Origin of the sequence: Streptosporangium sp. NPDC023963 (assembly GCF_040639135.1) — a bacterium.
Taxonomy (GTDB): domain Bacteria; phylum Actinomycetota; class Actinomycetes; order Streptosporangiales; family Streptosporangiaceae; genus Streptosporangium.
Map to the genome: position 1 here is coordinate 127,821 of NZ_JBEZZK010000010.1, position 16,017 is coordinate 143,837.

Here is a 16,017-nt window from a genome sequence, read left to right on the forward strand (position 1 = left end):
ACGGCTGGCGCCGAGCGCCAGCCGTACACGCATGTCACGGACCGGAGAGCGCGCGGTCACGCGGGTTCTCCGGGCCCGCCCGACGGCGGCCTCTCCAGGTCGCCCGACGGCGGCGCCCGAAGCGCCGCCCGGGTCCGATCCGGAGGCACACCGCCGTACGGCCGGCGGGGTCCGATCCGGGGTCACACCGCCGTACGGCTAGCGGGGTCCGATCCGGGGTCACACCGCCGTACGGCTAGCGGGCGGCCAGGCGGCCAGGAGGTCGCCCACCTCGCGCAGCCCCTCCAGGTCGTGCACGTCCTGCGCCATGGCGGGGACCCGCGCCACGGGCACGGTGGGATGCGCGGAGATGAAGTGCTCCTCCTCGCGTCGCTCGCGAGCGGCCAGTTGCATCCGCCCGGCGTGCAACCGCAGCACGGCGGAGGTGAGCTCGTGCTCGCCGCGCGACTCCAGGTCCTCGGCGGCGGCGGTGCTCCGTGCCCCGGACAGCATGGAGGCGGGCGAGCGGTGCACCCGGTTGACGACGAGACCCGCCAGGGGCATGCGCTCCTCGGCCAGCCTCTCCACGAAGTAGGACGCCTCGCGCATCGCGTCGCGCTCGGGCGAGGCCACGACGACGAACGCCGTCCCCGGGGCCTGCAGGAGCCGGTAGGTCTGGTCCGCCCGCGCCCTGAAACCGCCGAAGACGGCGTCCAGCGCGGACACGAACGTCTGCAGGTCCTTGAGCACCTGCGCGCCCAGCAGCTTGGTCAGCGCCCCGGCGACGATGCCGAAACCCGCGTTGAACAGCTTGAACGCGCTGCGTCCCCCGGCCTTGGCCGGAAGCATGAGCACTCGGATCAGCTTGCCGTCGAGGAAGCGGCCGAGCCGCTCGGGAGCGTCGAGGAAGTCGAGCGCGGAGCGGGACGGCGGGGTGTCGACGATGATCAGATCCCACTCGTCCGACCGCCTGAGCTGGCCCAGCTTCTCCATCGCCATGTACTCCTGCGTGCCGGAGAAGCTGGACGACAGCGACTGGTAGAAGGGGTTCGTCAGGATCTGGCGGGCCCGCTCGGGGTCGGCGTGCGCCTCGATGATCTCGTCGAAGGTCCGCTTCATGTCGAGCATCATGGCGTGCAGCCGACCCTCCCCCTCGACGCCCATGACGGGCCTGGGGGTGTTGTCGAGTTCGGTGAGTCCCATCGACTGCGCCAGCCGCCGCGCGGGGTCGACCGTGAGTACCACGGCGGAACGGCCGCGCTCGGCCGCGCGCAGCCCCAGCGCCGCGGCGGTGGTGGTCTTCCCGACGCCGCCGGAGCCGCAGCAGACGACGATCCGGGTGTTCGGATCGTCGATGATCGCGTCGAGGTCGAGGAACGGAGGGGTCTTCACGCTGCTCCCTGGGTGCGGATCGATTCCGCCAGCTCGTACAGCCCCGACAGGTCGACCCCGTCGGCCAGCAACGGCAGGTCGTAGCGGGGGCGGGCGGCCTTGTCCAGCGACAGCCTCTCATCCCGTTCCAACTCGGTGCGGCGGGCGTGCTCGGCGATCTCCTCGGTCAGGGCCTCGGCCATCGCGACCGCCGCGGGGCCGCCGTCGGTGAGCCCGGCGGCCTTGAGACCGAGCACCAGCTCGGCCGGGTCGAGCCTGTCCTCGGCGGCGGCGTCCAGGACGGCGGCGGGGAGCAACGACTCGCGGATCATGTTGACGAAGATCCCGCCGGGCGGGAGCCCGGCGGCGCGGAGCTCGCGCAGGCCGTCCAGGGTCTCCTGGACCGGCATCTCCTCCAGGAGCGTGACGAAGTGCACAGCGGTCTCGGGTGAGGAGACGACGCCGTTCACCAGGTCGGCGTGGTTCTTGATCGGGCCGACCCTGGCCAGCCCCGCGACCTCGTTGGTGACGTTGAGGAAGCGCGCGATCCTGCCGGTCGGCGGCGCGTCCAGCACGACCGCGTCGTAGGTCCTCCTGCCGTCCTTGCCCTTGCGCCGGACGGCCTCGCTCGTCTTGCCGGTCACCAGGACGTCACGGAAGCCGGGGGCGATGGTGGTGGCGAAGTCGATGACGCCGATCTTGGTGAGCGCCCGGCCGGCCCTGCGCATGCCGTAGAACATCTCGAGGTACTCGAGCATGGCCTCCTCGGCGTCGATGGCCAGCGCGTAGACGTCCCCGCCGCCGGGCGCGACGGCGATCTTGCGCTCCTCGTACGGCAGGGGCGGCAGGTCGAAGACCCGGGAGATCCCCTGGCGGCCCTCGACCTCGACCAGCAGGACCTTTCTGCCACCCGCCGCGAGGGCGAGCGCGAGTGCGGCGGCCACCGTCGTCTTGCCGGTGCCGCCCTTGCCGGTGACGACGTGAAGGCGTACGCCGTCCCAATCGGTGTCGCGAGCTCTCACCCTTCGAAGGCTACCCAACGGCTACTTGACAACTCCTCGGCACCTTCCCCCGGAGAGCCCGCACCGGCACGCCCCTCCGGCGGACGAGGGTGGCCGCGCCCGGTCTCGGGCGCCCGTCCGGAGGTCGGCAGAAATGTCCCCTTTTGAGGGGTCTTCGCCGCAGATCGCCCTGTTCGGCGCGGTCATGCGGCCCGTACGCGCCCGGGCCGGGCCCGCAGGGGACCCGGCGCACGGTCCGGGAGGCCGTACGTGTTCGTCTTGCTAATCGATCGGGCTCGCAAAGTAAATATGCAGATTCTCACAGCGGGCCGTCCCGGTGGCCGGGGGTTCGAGGTGGGCCGCCTGCGGGGGGCGGTCTCGCTAATGTGTCCCGCATGACGAAATGGGAGTACTCGACGGTGCCGCTGCTGGTCCACGCGACGAAGCAGATTCTTGACAACTGGGGCCAGGACGGCTGGGAGCTCGTCCAGGTCGTGCCGGGTCCCAACCCCGAGCAGCTGGTCGCCTACCTGAAGCGGCCGAGGCAGTGACGGCCGAGGAGAGGCTGGCGGAGCTGGGCCTGACCCTGCCGGAGGTGGTGCCGCCGCTGGCGGCGTACGTCCCGGCGGTGCGTTCCGGCGACCACATCTACACGTCGGGGCAGCTCCCGGTCGTGGACGGCAAGCTGGTGGCCACCGGCAAGGTCGGCGCCGAGGTGGGCGTCGAGGACGCCTACGAGCTCGCGAGGGCGTGCGCGCTCAACGCCCTCGCCGCCGTCGCGTCGGAGGCCGGAGGATTGTCGAACATCGTCCGCATCGTCAAGGTGGTCGGTTTCGTGGCCAGCGCTCCGGGCTTCACCGGTCAGCCACAGGTCGTCAACGGCGCCAGCGACCTGCTCGCCGCGGTGCTCGGTGACGCGGGCAGGCACGCCCGCAGCGCGGTCGGTGTCGCCGTCCTCCCGCTGGACGCGCCGGTCGAGGTCGAGGTGATCGCCGAGGTCCGCTGAGGTCGCCCGGGTGCCCCGGTGGATCGGTGGGACACCGACGGTCCCGGGGCCACCGGAGGCGGGGGCCCCTGGCGGCCGTTGAGGCCCGCCGGCGGCGGCCGAGGCCCCGGCAGGTGGCCGGGCTCGCCGGGGCCGCACGAGCGCCGTGGGGGCTCGCCAGGGGCCGTACGGGTGCGCCGCGCCGCGGGGTGGGGTGCCGATGTGGCCCCGTGATTGTCCGCGGCGGTGCCGTGCCACATGATTGACCTGAAACCGAGTGATGTTCTGGTGGAGGGTCTCAATGGGCGGTATCCCGCTTCCCGGTGAGTTGGGCGAGCGCGCACGCGACATCCTGGCCGGGCGGGTCGCCCCCGTCCCGGCCCGGGACGCCGCCACCGTGGTCGTCCTCCGTGAGGAGGCCGGCGGGCTGGAGGCGTACCTGCTGCGGCGCAAGGCGAGCATGGCCTTCGCCGCGGGGGCCTACGTCTTTCCGGGCGGGTTGGTCGACCCGCGCGACACCGACCAGGTGATCGACTGGGCGGGTCCTCCGCCCGCCGCCTGGGGCGAGATCTTCCGCGCGGACGAGCGGACCGCCCGGGGCCTGGTGTGCGCCGCCGTACGGGAGACGTTCGAGGAGTCGGGGGTGTTGCTGGCCGGTCCGTCCGCGGAGGCCGTGGTGTCCGACACCACCGGTGACGACTGGGAGGCCGACCGGCTCGCCCTGATCGGCAAGACCCTGTCCTTCGCCGACTTCCTCGGCCGGCGCGGCCTGGTCCTCCGCTCCGACCTGCTCCGTCCCTGGGCGCACTGGATCACCCCCGAGGTCGAGACCAGGCGTTTCGACACCCGGTTCTTCGTCGCGGCGCTCCCGGCCGGCCAGCTCACCCGCGACGTCGGCGGCGAGGCCGACCAGGTCGTCTGGCTCCGGCCCGCCGACGCGCTCGACCAGGGCGGGACGGGCCGGATCCTCCTGATGCCCCCGACGTACCGCACGCTCACCGAGCTGAGCGCCTACGAGAAGGTGCCCGAGGTGCTCGCGGCCGACCGTGAGATCGTGACCTTCATGCCGAAGATCGCGGAGGTGGACGGGGAGATGCGGATCGTGCTCGACGACGACTACCGGTTCGGCGCGCGGTGAGCGGGCTGCGGATCCCCCTGGAGGGGCCGGACGGGGCCGGTACGGACCACGCGCTCAACCTCCTCGCCCCGAACCCCTCCGAGATGACCCTGGACGGCACCAACACGTGGGTGATCGGTGTCCGGGAGGCCGGCGGACCCGGGGAGCCCGGGGAACCCGGGGAGTTCGGGAGGCTCGGGGAACTCGGAGGGTTCGGGGAGGAGGTGCTGGTCGTCGACCCCGGGCCGGACGACGACGAGCACCTCGCGCGGGTCGCCGGGCACCTGGAGGGCCGCCGCGTCGTCGCGATCCTGCTCACCCACGGCCACCACGACCACAGCGGCGGCGCCGCGAAGTTCGCCGGGCTGGTCGGGGCGCCCGTCAGGGCCCTGGATCCCGCGCACCGGCTGGGCGAGGAGGGGCTCGGCGACGGCGACGTGCTCACGGCCGGGGAGCTGGAACTGCACGTCGTGGGCACGCCCGGGCACTCGTTCGACTCGCTCTGCTTCTGGCTGCCGCGGGACCGGGCGATCCTCACCGGCGACACGGTGCTCGGCCGTGGCACCACCGTGATCGCCCCGGACGGCGACCTGGCCGACTACCTGCGTTCCCTCGACCTGCTCCGGGCGAGGGCCGAGCGGGTCGGGGCCGAGGCGCTGCTGCCCGGTCACGGTCCGGTGCTGCCCGACCCGATCGGCGCCCTCGACGGCTACATCGCGCACCGGCGGCGAAGGCTCGACCAGATCCGGGAGGCCCGGCGGCGGGGGGCGGCGACGCCCAGGGAGATCGTCGAGATCGTCTACGCGGACGTGGACAGGTCCCTCTGGCCCGCCGCCGAGATGTCGGTCCGCGCGCAGCTCGCCTACCTCGACGGTTAGACCCGTCTCCGGGGCGGCCCGCTCCCCGGGGCGGCCGCCTTCGGAACGGTCCTTTCCCGGCGCCCGTCCTGCCGGGTCCTCCAGGACCTTCCCCGGGTTCCCCGAGGTCTCCGGGTCCCCCGGGAGGGCGGCTCAGCGCGAGCGGTTGTGCAGACGCTCCAGGTCCATGATGACCACGGCCTTGGCCTCGATGCGCAGCCAGCCCCGCTGGGCGAAGTCGGCCAGCGCCTTGTTCACGGTCTCCCGCGAGGCGCCGACCAGCTGGGCCAGCTCCTCCTGGGTGAGGTCGTGGTGGACCCGCACGCCGTCGTCGATCCGCTGGCCGAATCGCTCGGCCAGGTCGAGCAGGGCCTTGGCCACCCGGCCGGGCACGTCGGTGAAGACCAGGTCGGCCAGCACGTCGTTCGTACGGCGCAGGCGCTGGGCCAGGGCCCGCAGCAGGTGGAGGGCGACCTCGGGCCGGCCGGTCAGCCAGGGCCGCAGGTCGTCGTGTCCGAGCCCGGCCAGGAGGACGTCGGTCAGCGCGGTGGCCGACGCCGTACGGGGACGGGGGTCGAACAGGGACAGTTCGCCGAACATCTCGCTCGGACCGAGCACGCTGAGCAGGTTCTCCCGGCCGTCTGGCGAGGTCCGGGAGAGCTTGATCTTGCCTTCGAGCACCACGTAGAGGCGGTCTCCGGTCTCGTTCTCACTGAAGAGGGTCTGTCCCTTGGACAGTTCCACCTCGGAGATGCTCGTGCGCAGCGCGGCGGCGCTCTCACGGTCGAGCGCGGCGAACAGAGGGGCCTTGCCCAGCACGTCGTCGGAGTTCACAGTGCCTCCTGTTTCACGGCTCACGCAGTCATTGTGACCCATCCCATCGTGCCGCTCTCCGGGGGGCCTTGAGCGTAGGCTGTCGGAGTGCTCCCCAACGTCAGCCCTGGTGGTGAATCCCAGCTTGCCCTGGTTCGTCGAGCTCGTCGAATGGACCGGATTCTGGTGGAAACCTATCCTGACGCCCACTGCGAGCTCGACTTTCGCAATCCTCTCGAACTGCTGGTCGCGACGATCCTGTCCGCCCAATGCACGGACAAAAGGGTTAATACGGTTACTCCTACCCTTTTCGTCAAATATCCCACAGCGGAAGACTATGCCGGTGCCGACCGGGCCGAGATGGAGGGGATCATCCGGCCCACCGGTTTCTTCCGCGCCAAGACCAACAGCATCATCGGCATGGCCCAGGCCCTGTGCGAGCGCCACGGCGGCGAGGTGCCCGGGAGGCTGAAGGACCTGGTCGCCCTGCCCGGAGTCGGCCGCAAAACGGCCAACGTCGTGCTGGGAAACGCCTTCGGGGTGCCCGGCATCACCGTCGACACCCACTTCCAGCGGCTCACCCACCGCTTCCGCTGGACCGCGGAGACCGATCCGGTGAAGATCGAGCAGGTCGTCGCCGAGCTCATCCCGAAGCGCGACTGGACGATGATGTCCCACCGCCTGATCTGGCACGGCCGCCGCGTCTGCCACGCCCGCACACCGGCCTGCGGCGTCTGTCCGCTCGCCGCGCTCTGCCCCTCGTACGGCATCGGCCCCGTCGATCCGGTCCGGGCCGCCAAGCTGGTGCGCCCCGGCCCCTTCTCGTGATTTCCCCCTGACAGTCGCCGGGTGACCGTCCGGTCGGTGTCTCCGCGTCCCGCGGATCCGCGGACACCGGGAAGCGCGGGACGGGACACCGCGTTGCAGAGAACCGGAGGTGTGCCCGTGGAAGAGGTCCCTGGGTGGTTGGAAACGCTGGCGGAGCGGGTCAGGGGAATGCCGGTGACCCCGATGTTCCGCCCTCCGGCGTCCGGGGGGCGGTCGGCCGCGGTGCTCCTGCTCTTCGGCGAGGGGCCGCTCGGCCCTGACGTGCTGCTCATCCAGCGGAGCTCGCGCGGGCGCACGCATCCGGGACAGCCCGCCTTCCCCGGCGGCGGGGTGGATCCCGAGGACGACGGCCCGATCGCCGCCGCGCTGCGCGAGGCGAGCGAGGAGACCGGTCTCGACCCGGCGGGCGTCCGGGTGCTCGGGACCATGCCCGAGCTGTACCTGAGCTACAGCGACAACCGGGTGACCCCGGTGCTGGGCTGGTGGCACACGCCCTGCGTGGTGCACGCGGCCTCGCCCGACGAGGTGGAGTCGGTGGAGCGGGTCCCGGTCCGCGAGCTCGTCGACCCGGCCAACCGGATCAGGCTGCGCCACCCGAGCGGTCACATCGGGCCGGCGTTCCGGGTGCGCGGGCTGCTGGTGTGGGGGTTCACCGCGGGAGTGCTGGACGGGGTGCTCGGCAGCTCGGGTTTCGAGCTTCCCTGGGACCGGTCACGAGTCGAGGACATCCCGCCCGACGTCCTCAACCTCGCGGCCCGTTGAGCCGTCAGGCGGGATGTCCTCGGCCTCGCGTCCTGCTGGGCCGTCGGGCGGGATGTCCTCGACCTCGCGTCCCGTCGACAGGGCGAGGCCGAGGCGGGCCCAGTCGGCCACGTCCTCGTCGGGGTCGAGGGTGAGCCGCCGCAGCGCGGCCAGGCCCGTCGGGTCGGGCGGGCTGCCCATGATGTTCGGCAGCGCGTAGGCGGCCCCGTACCTGATCCGGGGATCGTCGTGCTCGGCGAGGGCGATCACCGACGGCAGCGCGCGGCGGTCCCTGAGGTGGCCGAAGGCGATCAGCACCGAGTAGAGCACCAGGCAGTCGTCCTCCTGGACGGACAGGGCGCGGAGCACCGGCAGCGTCCGGTCGACGAAGCCGAGCCGCCCCAGGATGTCGACCCCGAGCATCCGCTCGGCGGTGGTCCTGCCCGAGCACAGTCTCCGTGCCGCGGTGAAGGTCTCCAGATCGCCGCGTTCCTGCAGCTGGGTGATCGCGTGCCAGCGGGCCGCACCCTCCTGATCCCGTTCTCGCAGTGCGGCCTCGATGAGAGACTCCACGGCCGCCGCCCCTCCGATCATCGCCATCCGGCCACGATAACCGCAGAGACCTCAGAGAAGGTGTGCACGCGCGGGGCGACGGCTGGATACCGTAAGGGAGTGAGCGGTGATCTCCTCGATCTCATCCTGATCGCCCTGATGGTGGCCTTCGCGGTGTCGGGATACCGCCAGGGGTTCATCATCGGTGCCCTGAGCTTTGTCGGTTTTGTCGGTGGCGGGCTGCTGGGCATGTTCATCGCCCCGCCCATCGCCGGAGCCGTGGTCGACGGCGAGACCGAGCGCGCCCTGCTGGCGATCGTCATCGTCTTCCTCTCCGCCACGGTCGGGCAGTTCGCGTCGTCCACGATCGGCGCGGTGGTCCGCAGCCATGTCACCTGGGAGCCCGCCAAGGTCGTCGACGCGGTCGGCGGCACCTTCGCGAGCGCCTTCTCCGTGCTGATCATCGCGTGGCTGATCGGCTCGCTGCTGGCGTCGTCGCAGTTCACCCTGATCAGCGAGCAGGTCAACAGGTCCCTGCTGCTGACCACGGTCGACCAGACGCTGCCCAGCGCGGCCAAGGAGCTGCAGGTCCCCTTCAAGAACTTCATCGACACCTCCGGCTTCCCCAAGGTGTTCGACGCCATCGGAGGTGGCCAGCTCGTCGACGTCTCGCCGCCCGACCAGAGCGTGGCGACGAAGGGCAACAGGCAGCTCGACCGGGCGCGCCGGGGCATCGTCAAGGTCCAGGGCGTGGCCACGAGCTGCCGCAAGCACATCGAGGGCACCGGCTTCGTCTACGCCCAGAACAAGATCATGACGAACGCGCACGTGGTCGCCGGGGTCAACCAGGGACTGCAGGTCACCGACTACCTCGACAAGACCCACCCGGCCAAGGTCGTGCTCTACAACCCCGACCGCGACATCGCCATCCTCCACGTCCCCGGGCTCAACATGCCCGTACTGCGCTTCGACGGGAGCGCGAAGAAGGGCGACGACGCGATCGTCGCCGGATTCCCGCACGGCCTCGGCTACACCATGAACGTGGCCCGCATCCGGGTGCAGCAGAAGGCCAAGGGGTTCAACATCTACGAGCGCAAGAGCGTCGTCCGCGACGTGTACGCCATCCGCGGCCTGGTCCGCCAGGGCAACTCCGGCGGCCCGCTGCTCACCCCCGACGGCAAGGTCTACGGTGTCGTCTTCGCCGCGGCCCTCAACCAGCAGGAGACCGGCTACGTGCTCACCGCCGCCGAGGTCGCGCCGGACGCCGAGGACGGCTCCAGGCTCTTCAACCGGGTCGACACCCAGGAGTGCGACCAGAACTGACGCGCCGTCCGGTTCCGCGGTGCCCGGTCCGGCTTCGTGCTGCCACATCCGGTTCTTTCGTGATGCCACATCCGGTTCCGCAGTGCCACGTCCGGCTTCGTGACGTCCGGTACGGTCGCCTGACGCTCCCGGTGCGCGAACCGCGGGAGCATCGTCCAGCACCGTCAGAGCGCAGTCAGAGCGCTGCCCGCGCATGTCACCGGGACGTCGCCGGCACGTCCGGACGGCGGGGGGCGAGGATCAGAGGAGTTCCTCGATCCTGGCGATGGCCGCCTCGGCCTCCAGGGTGTCGAGCTCGTGGGCGGTCCTGGCGATCCGCTCGTACGGCATGCCGTAGCGGCTGATCCGGTCGGCGCCCCGCGCGAACAGCGTCGCGGCCCCACGGTGGTTTCCCCGTTGCAGGTGGGTGAGTCCGACGCAGATCTGCGCCAGTCCCTGCCACAGCTCGCGTTCCTCCTCGGGAGAGTTCTTCCAGCGGCCCTCCAGCACCTCGTGGGCGTGGAACGGCCGCCTCTCGCCGAGCAGGCGGCGCGCCTCGGAGAGGGCCTCCTCGGCGCTCGGCGCGTAGTCGTCCGGGATGCGTTCCACGCCCTCGGCGCCGTGCGGCAGCGGGCGTCCGAAAGCGTCGCGGGGACGCTGGTTGCGCGGCCTCCCGTCGGGGTCCCGGTCCCGTCCGTTCATCGGTCGGGTTCCGGGTCGGACAGCCAGGCGACGAGCTCGGCGTCGAACTCGTCGGGGCGCTCCTCGTGCGGGAAGTGCCCGGCGCCCTCCATCAGCCGCCACCGGTAGGGGGCTGCGACGTAGCGGCCGGAGCCCTGGGCGGTGCGCGGCAGGATGTGCCTGTCGAGCGCGCCGTGCAACTGCAGGGTCGGCGCGTGGATCTGGGTACGCATGGTCCTCGCGTAGCGCCATCCGTCCGGCCGGAGCTGGGAGCGGCCGAACCAGCGGTGGTACTCCAGCGCGCAGTGCGACACGTTGCGAATGCGGAACGCGTCGCGGTAGGTCCTCGCCACGTGCTCCTCGGGCCAGCCGGGGCCCGACCACCGGTCGAGCAGCCGCCCCACCCTGGCACCGGAGTTGGCGGTCAGGCGCCGCTCGGGAAGCAGCGGCAGCTGGAAGCCCAGCGCGTAGCGGGCCGCCCTGAACTGGCCGAAGGGCTCGGTGAACAGCGTGGTACGGAGACGGCGGGGGTGCGGAGCCGAGACCGGGACCAGCCGCAGGACCGCCTTGGGATCCGTCACGGCCATGGTCCAGGCGAGCAGCCCGCCCCAGTCGTGGCCGACGACGATCGCACCGGTCTCGCCCAGCGCCCGGATCAGCCCGGTCGCGTCGTCGGCCAGGGTGTGCAGGTCGTAGCCGCGCGGAGGCTTGTCACTGGCTCCGTAGCCCCGCAGGTCGACGGCGACGGTTCGGTAGCCCGCCGCCGGGAGCGAGACGAGCTGGTTGCGCCAGCTCCACCAGAACTGCGGGAATCCGTGGAGCAGCAGCACGAGGGGGCCCGTACCGGCCTCCACGACGTGGAAGCGGGTGCCGCCGGCGTGGACGGAGCGGTGGGTCCACGGCCCCTCGATCTTGACCAGGGACTCGTCGGGCCTGCTCACTGGCCGGGTCTCGCCGGGTCGCGACGGCCGTCCGACTGGACGGCGGGGACCGGAGCCGTGCCGGGGGCGGGCTCGGGCTCGCCGCTCCTGATGGTCTTGAGCGAGCGCAGTGTCCGCTTCATCCCGGTCAGGCCCTTGAGCCGCCGCATGCCGATGAAGACCAGCAGCCCGGCCGTGATCAGGTAGAGCAAGGTGACGATCAGGAAGGCGGCCCAGGGCCACAGGCCAGCGCCGATCAGGGCGTAGGCGATCGTGAACGAGGCGAGGATCAGGCACAGGTGGGCCATGAACGCCGCGGCGCCGAAGAGCCCCGCCGCCGTGCCGACCCGCTTGGCGTCGAACCTGAACTCGGCCTTGGCCAGTTCGATCTCGGCGCGGACCAGGGTGGATATGTGGTCGCTGGCGGCGGCGACCAGCGCGCCCAGTGACTCCTCCTGTGGTTCCGCGGGCGGGATATGTGTCATGGACGATCTCCTATCGAGGGCCTTTGTCGAACATCATGCTGCGCGTTGAGGCGGTCGCGCACGCACACCCGCAGCGGAATCGTCGCCGGAACCGGCGTCGCGAGCACGCCGGTGGTCATCGCGTACCTGTCATCAAATATCTGCGTCGTCAAGACTTCAGACTTTAGTCCCGGAGAGGAAGGGAGGCGGGGGACTGCACCGGTTTGGTGAGGTCTCGGCTGTCCGGTGGTGAGAACCTGCACCACAGACCCACCGCCGGGCGGGTGGGATGTGTGGGATGTGACGTCTGTACGGGACCGTTGACTCCTTGGACTCCTTGGACTCCTTTCCGTGAGTCCACACGAGCCCGCGGAGTCCGTGGGTCGGCGGGGGAGCTCACGGAAGGATTCGCGCGGAGGGCTTCGCGGAGGGCTTTTCGCGGGGAATCGGAGTGATCGAGCGGTTCGGTCTCTCCGGGTGGACCGTGTCTCCGGCGTCTCCGGCGTCTCCGGCCCACCCGGGGTGTCCCGGCTCGCTCAGTCTTCGCTCTTGGCGCTGGGCAGCTTCTCCGAGATGAGGTTCATCACCGTGCTGTCGGCCAGGGTGGTGACGTCGCCGACGCTGCGGTTCTCCGCCACGTCACGCAGGAGACGCCGCATGATCTTGCCGGAGCGGGTCTTGGGCAGCTCGGGGACAACGAGGATCTGGCGCGGCTTCGCGATCGGGCCCAGCGCCTTGGACACGTGGGCGCGCAGCTCGGCCGCGATGTCCGCGCCCTCCTCGGCATTGCCGCGCAGGATCACGAACGACACGATGGCCTGCCCGGTCACCGGGTCGGTCGCGCCGACCACGGCCGCCTCGGCGACCTTCGGGTGGGAGACCAGCGCCGACTCGACCTCGGTGGTGGAGATGTTGTGCCCGGAGACGAGCATGACGTCGTCCACCCGGCCGAGCAGCCAGATGTCACCGTCCTGGTCCTTCTTGGCACCGTCGCCCGCGAAGTACATGCCCTCGAAGCGGGACCAGTAGGTGTCGATGTAGCGCTGGTCGTCGCCCCAGATCGTACGGAGCATCGAGGGCCACGGGTCGCGGATCGCGAGGTAGCCGCCTCCGCCGTTGCCCACGCTCCGGCCCTGGTCGTCGACCACGTCGGCGGTGATGCCCGGCAGCGGGCGCATGGCCGCGCCGGGCTTGCCCTCGGTGACGCCGGGCAGCGGGCTGATCATGACGGCGCCGGTCTCGGTCTGCCACCAGGTGTCGACGACCGGGGTACGGTTGCCGCCGATGTGCTCGCGGTACCAGACGTACGCCTCGGGGTTGATCGGCTCACCGACGCTGCCCAGGATCCGCAGCGAGGACATGTCGTACTTGGCGGGGATGTCGTCACCCCACTTCATGAACGTACGGATGGCCGTCGGGGCCGTGTAGAGCAGCGTGACCCCGTACTTCTGCACGATCTCCCAGAACCGGCCGCGGTGCGGGGTGTCCGGGGTGCCCTCGTAGATGACGCTGGTCGCGCCGTTGGCCAGCGGGCCGTACACGATGTAGGAGTGGCCGGTCACCCAGCCGATGTCGGCGGTGCACCAGTAGACGTCGGTGTCGGGCTTGAGGTCGAACACCGCGTTGTGGGTGTACGCGGCCTGGGTGAGGTAGCCGCCGGTGGTGTGCAGGATGCCCTTGGGCCTGCCGGTCGTCCCGCTGGTGTAGAGGATGTAGAGGGGGTCCTCGGCGTCGTTCGGCAGCGCCTCGTGGACGTCGGACTGCCGGTCCACGATGTCGTGCCACCAGACGTCCTTGTCGGTCTGCTCGACGTCCTGGCCGGTCCGCCTCACGACGAGGACGTGCTCGATGCCGGGGCACTCCGCGACCGCCTCGTCCACGGTGGGCTTGAGCGCGCTGGGCGCGCCGCGGCGGTAGCCGCCGTCGGCGGTGACCACGAGCTTGGCGTCGGCGTCCTTGATCCGGCCGCTGAGCGCGGCGGAGGAGAATCCGCCGAACACCACCGAGTGGATCGCTCCGATGCGGGCGCAGGCCAGCATCGTGATCGGCAGCTCGGGGATCATCGGCATGTAGATCGCGACCCGGTCGCCCTTGCCGACGCCTAGTTCCTGGAGCGCGTTGGCCGCCTTGGAAACCTCGCGCAGCAGGTCGGAGTAGGTGAGCGTACGGGTGTCGCCCTCCGGCTCGCCCTCCCAGTGGTAGGCGACCTTGTCACCGCGGCCCGCCTCCACGTGGCGGTCGACGCAGTTGTAGGCGATGTTGAGCTCGCCGCCGACGAACCACTTGGCGAAGGGCGGGTTCCACTCGAGGGTGGTGTCCCAGCGCTTCGACCAGGCCAGGCGGTCGGCCTGCTTTTCCCAGAAGGCGAGGCGGTCCCGTTCGGCCTCGGCGTAGGCGTCGGCGGTCACGTTCGCGGCCGCGGCCAGGTCGGCAGGAGGTGCGAACCGCCGGGTCTCTTTCAGCAGGTTCGACAGCGTCTCCTGGGTCTCACGCGACTCGGAACCAGGGGTCTCCGGGGCCACTACGCACTCCTCACGTACTGCTATCGACTGGTCGTGTCCCACTTCACCAGGCCACCCGTGTCCGCCACAAGAGGTCTAGACAGGTCTGTACCAATCGGTGATGGGGGATCATATGCATTCAAAACGCCTTGATTTTGGGGATAATCACCCTCGAAACGTTGCGTTTTCGACACCGTAGGAATGTAGACGGCGTTATTCAACGCGCAGCGGCGGCGCGGTGCGCCGGGCGGTGTCATGCGCTCGGTGAACGGTTCGGCCGCTGTGCCCGGGGTGATCTTCCGGGAGGGCTCCCGAAGGCCGGATTCCCGAGGCCGGTCCTTCGGCCCGCTTCCCGGTTCCCGGCTTCCCGAAGGAGGGCTTCGCCGGGCACCTCCGGTCCGGTCGGGGTCTCGCTGAGCGGTCCCGATCGGGTGCCTCCGGTCTGGTCGGGGCTTCGCTGAGCGGTCCCGATAGGGTCAGGCAGCGTGAACGACCCATTGGCTGTCATCGCGGGAATGCCCGGAGTGTCCGAGGCGGTCACCGACGCGCGCAAGGCCGTCGACCGGCTCTACGGGCATCGCGTGCTGCGGCGCAAGAGCCCGGAGGTGTCGGCCAGATCCGCGCTGCGCGGCGCCCGCGCGTCAGCCGCCCTGGAGGGCGTGGACGTGCCCCTCGACGTCATCCCCGAGGTCACCGATCCCGTGGTGCAGGGCACGCTGCGCGTCTCGGCCGAACTGGGGCGTCTCGGCGCCACCTGGCGTACGGCGCCCCGCCAGGTGCTGGCCAGGCTGCACACGCTCGCCGCCTCGGGGCTCACCGGAGAAGGCGGCGCGGGAGACCTCGGCCGCCCCAGGGCCACCGCCGCGGCCCCCGACCCGCTCGGCCTGGGCGCGGCCCCCGGGCCACAGGAGGCGGTGGCACGGGTGGACGGTCTGGTCCAGTTGGTGACGGCCTCCTCGAAGGCTCCAGCGCTGGTGCTCGCCGCCGTCGTACACGCGGAACTGGCCGTGCTGCGCCCGTTCGGGACGGCGGACGGGGTGGTCGCGCGCGCGGCGGAGCGGCTGACGCTGGTGGAGTTCGGCCTGGACCCGAAGTCACTGGTGGCCGTCGAGGTGGGCCACCTAGAACTCGGTCCGGCCTACGGGGAGGGATTGCGGTCGTATCTGAGCGGTACCCCCGAGGGCGTCGCCGCGTGGGTGCGGCACTGCGCGTCGGCGGTCGTGCTGGGCGTGCGCGAGGCCACGGCGATCTGCGAGGCCATGCAGCGGGGCTGACCTCGGGCGGGTCACCGCCTGCCCGTCTCCCCGAGCGACGGCCGATTCTGCTCGTGTCCCTGGGGCGTGGCCGCCGTCGCTCGTGCCTCTGAGCGACGACCGACGGCGGATTCGATCACCGAACGTCACTGATTACGGACATCCCGAGCGGCCGTCCTCACAAACCGACGGCGCCCCCGGTGGGGGCGCCGTCGCCGACACGTTCCTACCGGGTTACCAAGCGTGCACCTGATAATCGCTGGAGCGGGACAAGCCCGCGCCAGCGCGCCTCCCGCGGCTGGCGGCGCGTGGGTACTCGGCGGCCGTGCCCGGACAAGTGGTCCGTGAAACCTTTGTACGTCCGATCCGCGCTGATGGGAACCCCTAGGAGCAAGACCTTTACGGATCGGGGGACATTAATGGACGAACCATCTGTTATGCCGTTTATCCTCCGGGAGGCCTGGCCGGTGTGGCGCCCGGAGGGTGGCCGGACGCCCTGACGATGATCACTGAGTGTTACCGCCGCCCGCCCGCGCGCAGAGCGCATCTTGGCAGGGCCGTATCCGGAGACTGGACCGTTACATTAAAAAAAGTAGTGGAAATCGAGGATTACTCCTCGACGAAACTTGAGTTGATCGGGCAGCATGAGGTG

17 protein-coding genes are annotated in these 16,017 nt (G+C 70.9%); 8 read left to right on the forward strand and 9 right to left on the reverse strand.

From position 1 onward, the window contains the following. Positions 1 to 219: 219 nt before the first annotated feature. Together AB0F88_RS27380 and AB0F88_RS27385 are read right to left on the reverse strand one after the other, a co-directional pair. The gene (locus tag AB0F88_RS27380) at positions 220 to 1,371 is read right to left on the reverse strand and encodes an ArsA family ATPase (RefSeq protein ID WP_362689921.1); all 1,152 of its coding nucleotides are present in this window, start codon (positions 1,369 to 1,371) and stop codon (positions 220 to 222) included. Beyond that, positions 1,368 to 2,372 (reverse strand): ArsA-related P-loop ATPase, encoded by a 1,005-nt coding sequence (locus tag AB0F88_RS27385; protein WP_362689924.1) that lies wholly within the window; start codon positions 2,370 to 2,372, stop codon positions 1,368 to 1,370. Before AB0F88_RS27385 ends, AB0F88_RS27380 begins: the two co-directional genes overlap by 4 nt. 374 nt (positions 2,373 to 2,746) lie before the next feature. On the opposite strand from AB0F88_RS27385, the gene AB0F88_RS27390 reads away from it, so the two are divergent. The 4 genes from AB0F88_RS27390 (at position 2,747) to AB0F88_RS27405 (ending at position 5,331) form a co-directional block, all read left to right on the forward strand. Beyond that, positions 2,747 to 2,902 (forward strand): DUF4177 domain-containing protein, encoded by a 156-nt coding sequence (locus AB0F88_RS27390; RefSeq protein ID WP_344742745.1) that lies wholly within the window; start codon positions 2,747 to 2,749, stop codon positions 2,900 to 2,902. Beyond that, positions 2,899 to 3,357, forward strand: a complete 459-nt coding sequence (locus AB0F88_RS27395) for a RidA family protein (protein WP_362689928.1) — start codon at positions 2,899 to 2,901, stop codon at positions 3,355 to 3,357. Before AB0F88_RS27390 ends, AB0F88_RS27395 begins: the two co-directional genes overlap by 4 nt. Before the next feature lie 280 nt (positions 3,358 to 3,637). Further along, positions 3,638 to 4,474 carry an NUDIX hydrolase gene (locus AB0F88_RS27400; RefSeq protein WP_362689931.1) on the forward strand — a complete coding sequence of 279 codons (837 nt, stop codon included), beginning with the start codon at positions 3,638 to 3,640 and terminating at the stop codon, positions 4,472 to 4,474. After that, positions 4,471 to 5,331, forward strand: a complete 861-nt coding sequence (locus tag AB0F88_RS27405; protein WP_362689934.1) for an MBL fold metallo-hydrolase — start codon at positions 4,471 to 4,473, stop codon at positions 5,329 to 5,331. The genes AB0F88_RS27400 and AB0F88_RS27405 overlap by 4 nt, the downstream gene beginning before the upstream one ends. Positions 5,332 to 5,463: 132 nt before the next feature. Here the strand turns inward: AB0F88_RS27405 and AB0F88_RS27410 are convergent, their stop codons facing one another. Continuing rightward, complete coding sequence (locus tag AB0F88_RS27410; RefSeq protein ID WP_329088899.1) at positions 5,464 to 6,144, reverse strand: Crp/Fnr family transcriptional regulator; 681 nt, start codon at positions 6,142 to 6,144, stop codon at positions 5,464 to 5,466. Between the two features lie 150 nt (positions 6,145 to 6,294). Here AB0F88_RS27410 and nth point away from each other — a divergent pair, with 150 nt between their 5' ends. Together nth and AB0F88_RS27420 are read left to right on the forward strand one after the other, a co-directional pair. Continuing rightward, on the forward strand, positions 6,295 to 6,951 hold the full coding sequence (gene nth, locus AB0F88_RS27415) for an endonuclease III (RefSeq protein ID WP_362690458.1): 657 nt from the start codon (positions 6,295 to 6,297) through the stop codon (positions 6,949 to 6,951). Positions 6,952 to 7,068: 117 nt separating this feature from the next. Beyond that, positions 7,069 to 7,713 carry a CoA pyrophosphatase gene (locus tag AB0F88_RS27420; RefSeq protein ID WP_362689936.1) on the forward strand — a complete coding sequence of 215 codons (645 nt, stop codon included), beginning with the start codon at positions 7,069 to 7,071 and terminating at the stop codon, positions 7,711 to 7,713. Here the strand turns inward: AB0F88_RS27420 and AB0F88_RS27425 are convergent. Continuing rightward, positions 7,663 to 8,292 (reverse strand): HEAT repeat domain-containing protein, encoded by a 630-nt coding sequence (locus tag AB0F88_RS27425; protein WP_362689938.1) that lies wholly within the window; start codon positions 8,290 to 8,292, stop codon positions 7,663 to 7,665. The genes AB0F88_RS27420 and AB0F88_RS27425 overlap by 51 nt on opposite strands. A 72-nt stretch (positions 8,293 to 8,364) precedes the next feature. Between AB0F88_RS27425 and AB0F88_RS27430 the strand changes: the two genes are divergently transcribed. Further along, positions 8,365 to 9,567 (forward strand): MarP family serine protease, encoded by a 1,203-nt coding sequence (locus tag AB0F88_RS27430; RefSeq protein ID WP_362689941.1) that lies wholly within the window; start codon positions 8,365 to 8,367, stop codon positions 9,565 to 9,567. A 240-nt stretch (positions 9,568 to 9,807) separates the two neighbouring features. On the opposite strand, the gene AB0F88_RS27435 is transcribed toward AB0F88_RS27430, so the two are convergent. The 5 genes from AB0F88_RS27435 to acs form a co-directional block, all read right to left on the reverse strand. After that, entirely contained in the window at positions 9,808 to 10,248 is a 441-nt protein-coding gene (locus AB0F88_RS27435) for a DUF309 domain-containing protein (RefSeq protein ID WP_362689944.1), read from the reverse strand. Next, positions 10,245 to 11,168: an alpha/beta hydrolase gene (locus AB0F88_RS27440; RefSeq protein ID WP_362689947.1), complete on the reverse strand. Its 924-nt coding sequence runs from the start codon at positions 11,166 to 11,168 to the stop codon at positions 10,245 to 10,247. Before AB0F88_RS27440 ends, AB0F88_RS27435 begins: the two co-directional genes overlap by 4 nt. Next, the gene (locus tag AB0F88_RS27445) at positions 11,165 to 11,632 is read right to left on the reverse strand and encodes a phage holin family protein (protein ID WP_362689950.1); all 468 of its coding nucleotides are present in this window, start codon (positions 11,630 to 11,632) and stop codon (positions 11,165 to 11,167) included. The genes AB0F88_RS27440 and AB0F88_RS27445 overlap by 4 nt, the downstream gene beginning before the upstream one ends. Next, on the reverse strand, positions 11,629 to 11,784 hold the full coding sequence (locus AB0F88_RS27450; protein ID WP_362689953.1) for a hypothetical protein: 156 nt from the start codon (positions 11,782 to 11,784) through the stop codon (positions 11,629 to 11,631). The genes AB0F88_RS27445 and AB0F88_RS27450 overlap by 4 nt, the downstream gene beginning before the upstream one ends. A 363-nt stretch (positions 11,785 to 12,147) precedes the next feature. Then, complete coding sequence (gene acs / locus AB0F88_RS27455) at positions 12,148 to 14,133, reverse strand: acetate--CoA ligase (RefSeq protein WP_362689955.1); 1,986 nt, start codon at positions 14,131 to 14,133, stop codon at positions 12,148 to 12,150. 464 nt (positions 14,134 to 14,597) lie between these two features. On the opposite strand from acs, the gene AB0F88_RS27460 reads away from it, so the two are divergent. Next, positions 14,598 to 15,386 carry an oxidoreductase gene (locus AB0F88_RS27460; protein ID WP_362689958.1) on the forward strand — a complete coding sequence of 263 codons (789 nt, stop codon included), beginning with the start codon at positions 14,598 to 14,600 and terminating at the stop codon, positions 15,384 to 15,386. Positions 15,387 to 16,017: the final 631 nt, after the last annotated feature.

Excerpts from the sequence above, each read along its gene's own strand:
- AB0F88_RS27390 (WP_344742745.1), top strand. The coding sequence starts at position 2,747 with ATGACGAAATGGGAGTACTCGACGGTGCCGCTGCTGGTCCACGCGACG.
- AB0F88_RS27400 (WP_362689931.1), top strand. The coding sequence starts at position 3,638 with ATGGGCGGTATCCCGCTTCCCGGTGAGTTGGGCGAGCGCGCACGCGAC.
- nth (WP_362690458.1), top strand. The coding sequence starts at position 6,295 with ATGGACCGGATTCTGGTGGAAACCTATCCTGACGCCCACTGCGAGCTC.
- AB0F88_RS27425 (WP_362689938.1), bottom strand. The coding sequence starts at position 8,292 with ATGGCGATGATCGGAGGGGCGGCGGCCGTGGAGTCTCTCATCGAGGCC.
- AB0F88_RS27435 (WP_362689944.1), bottom strand. The coding sequence starts at position 10,248 with ATGAACGGACGGGACCGGGACCCCGACGGGAGGCCGCGCAACCAGCGT.
- AB0F88_RS27445 (WP_362689950.1), bottom strand. The coding sequence starts at position 11,632 with ATGACACATATCCCGCCCGCGGAACCACAGGAGGAGTCACTGGGCGCG.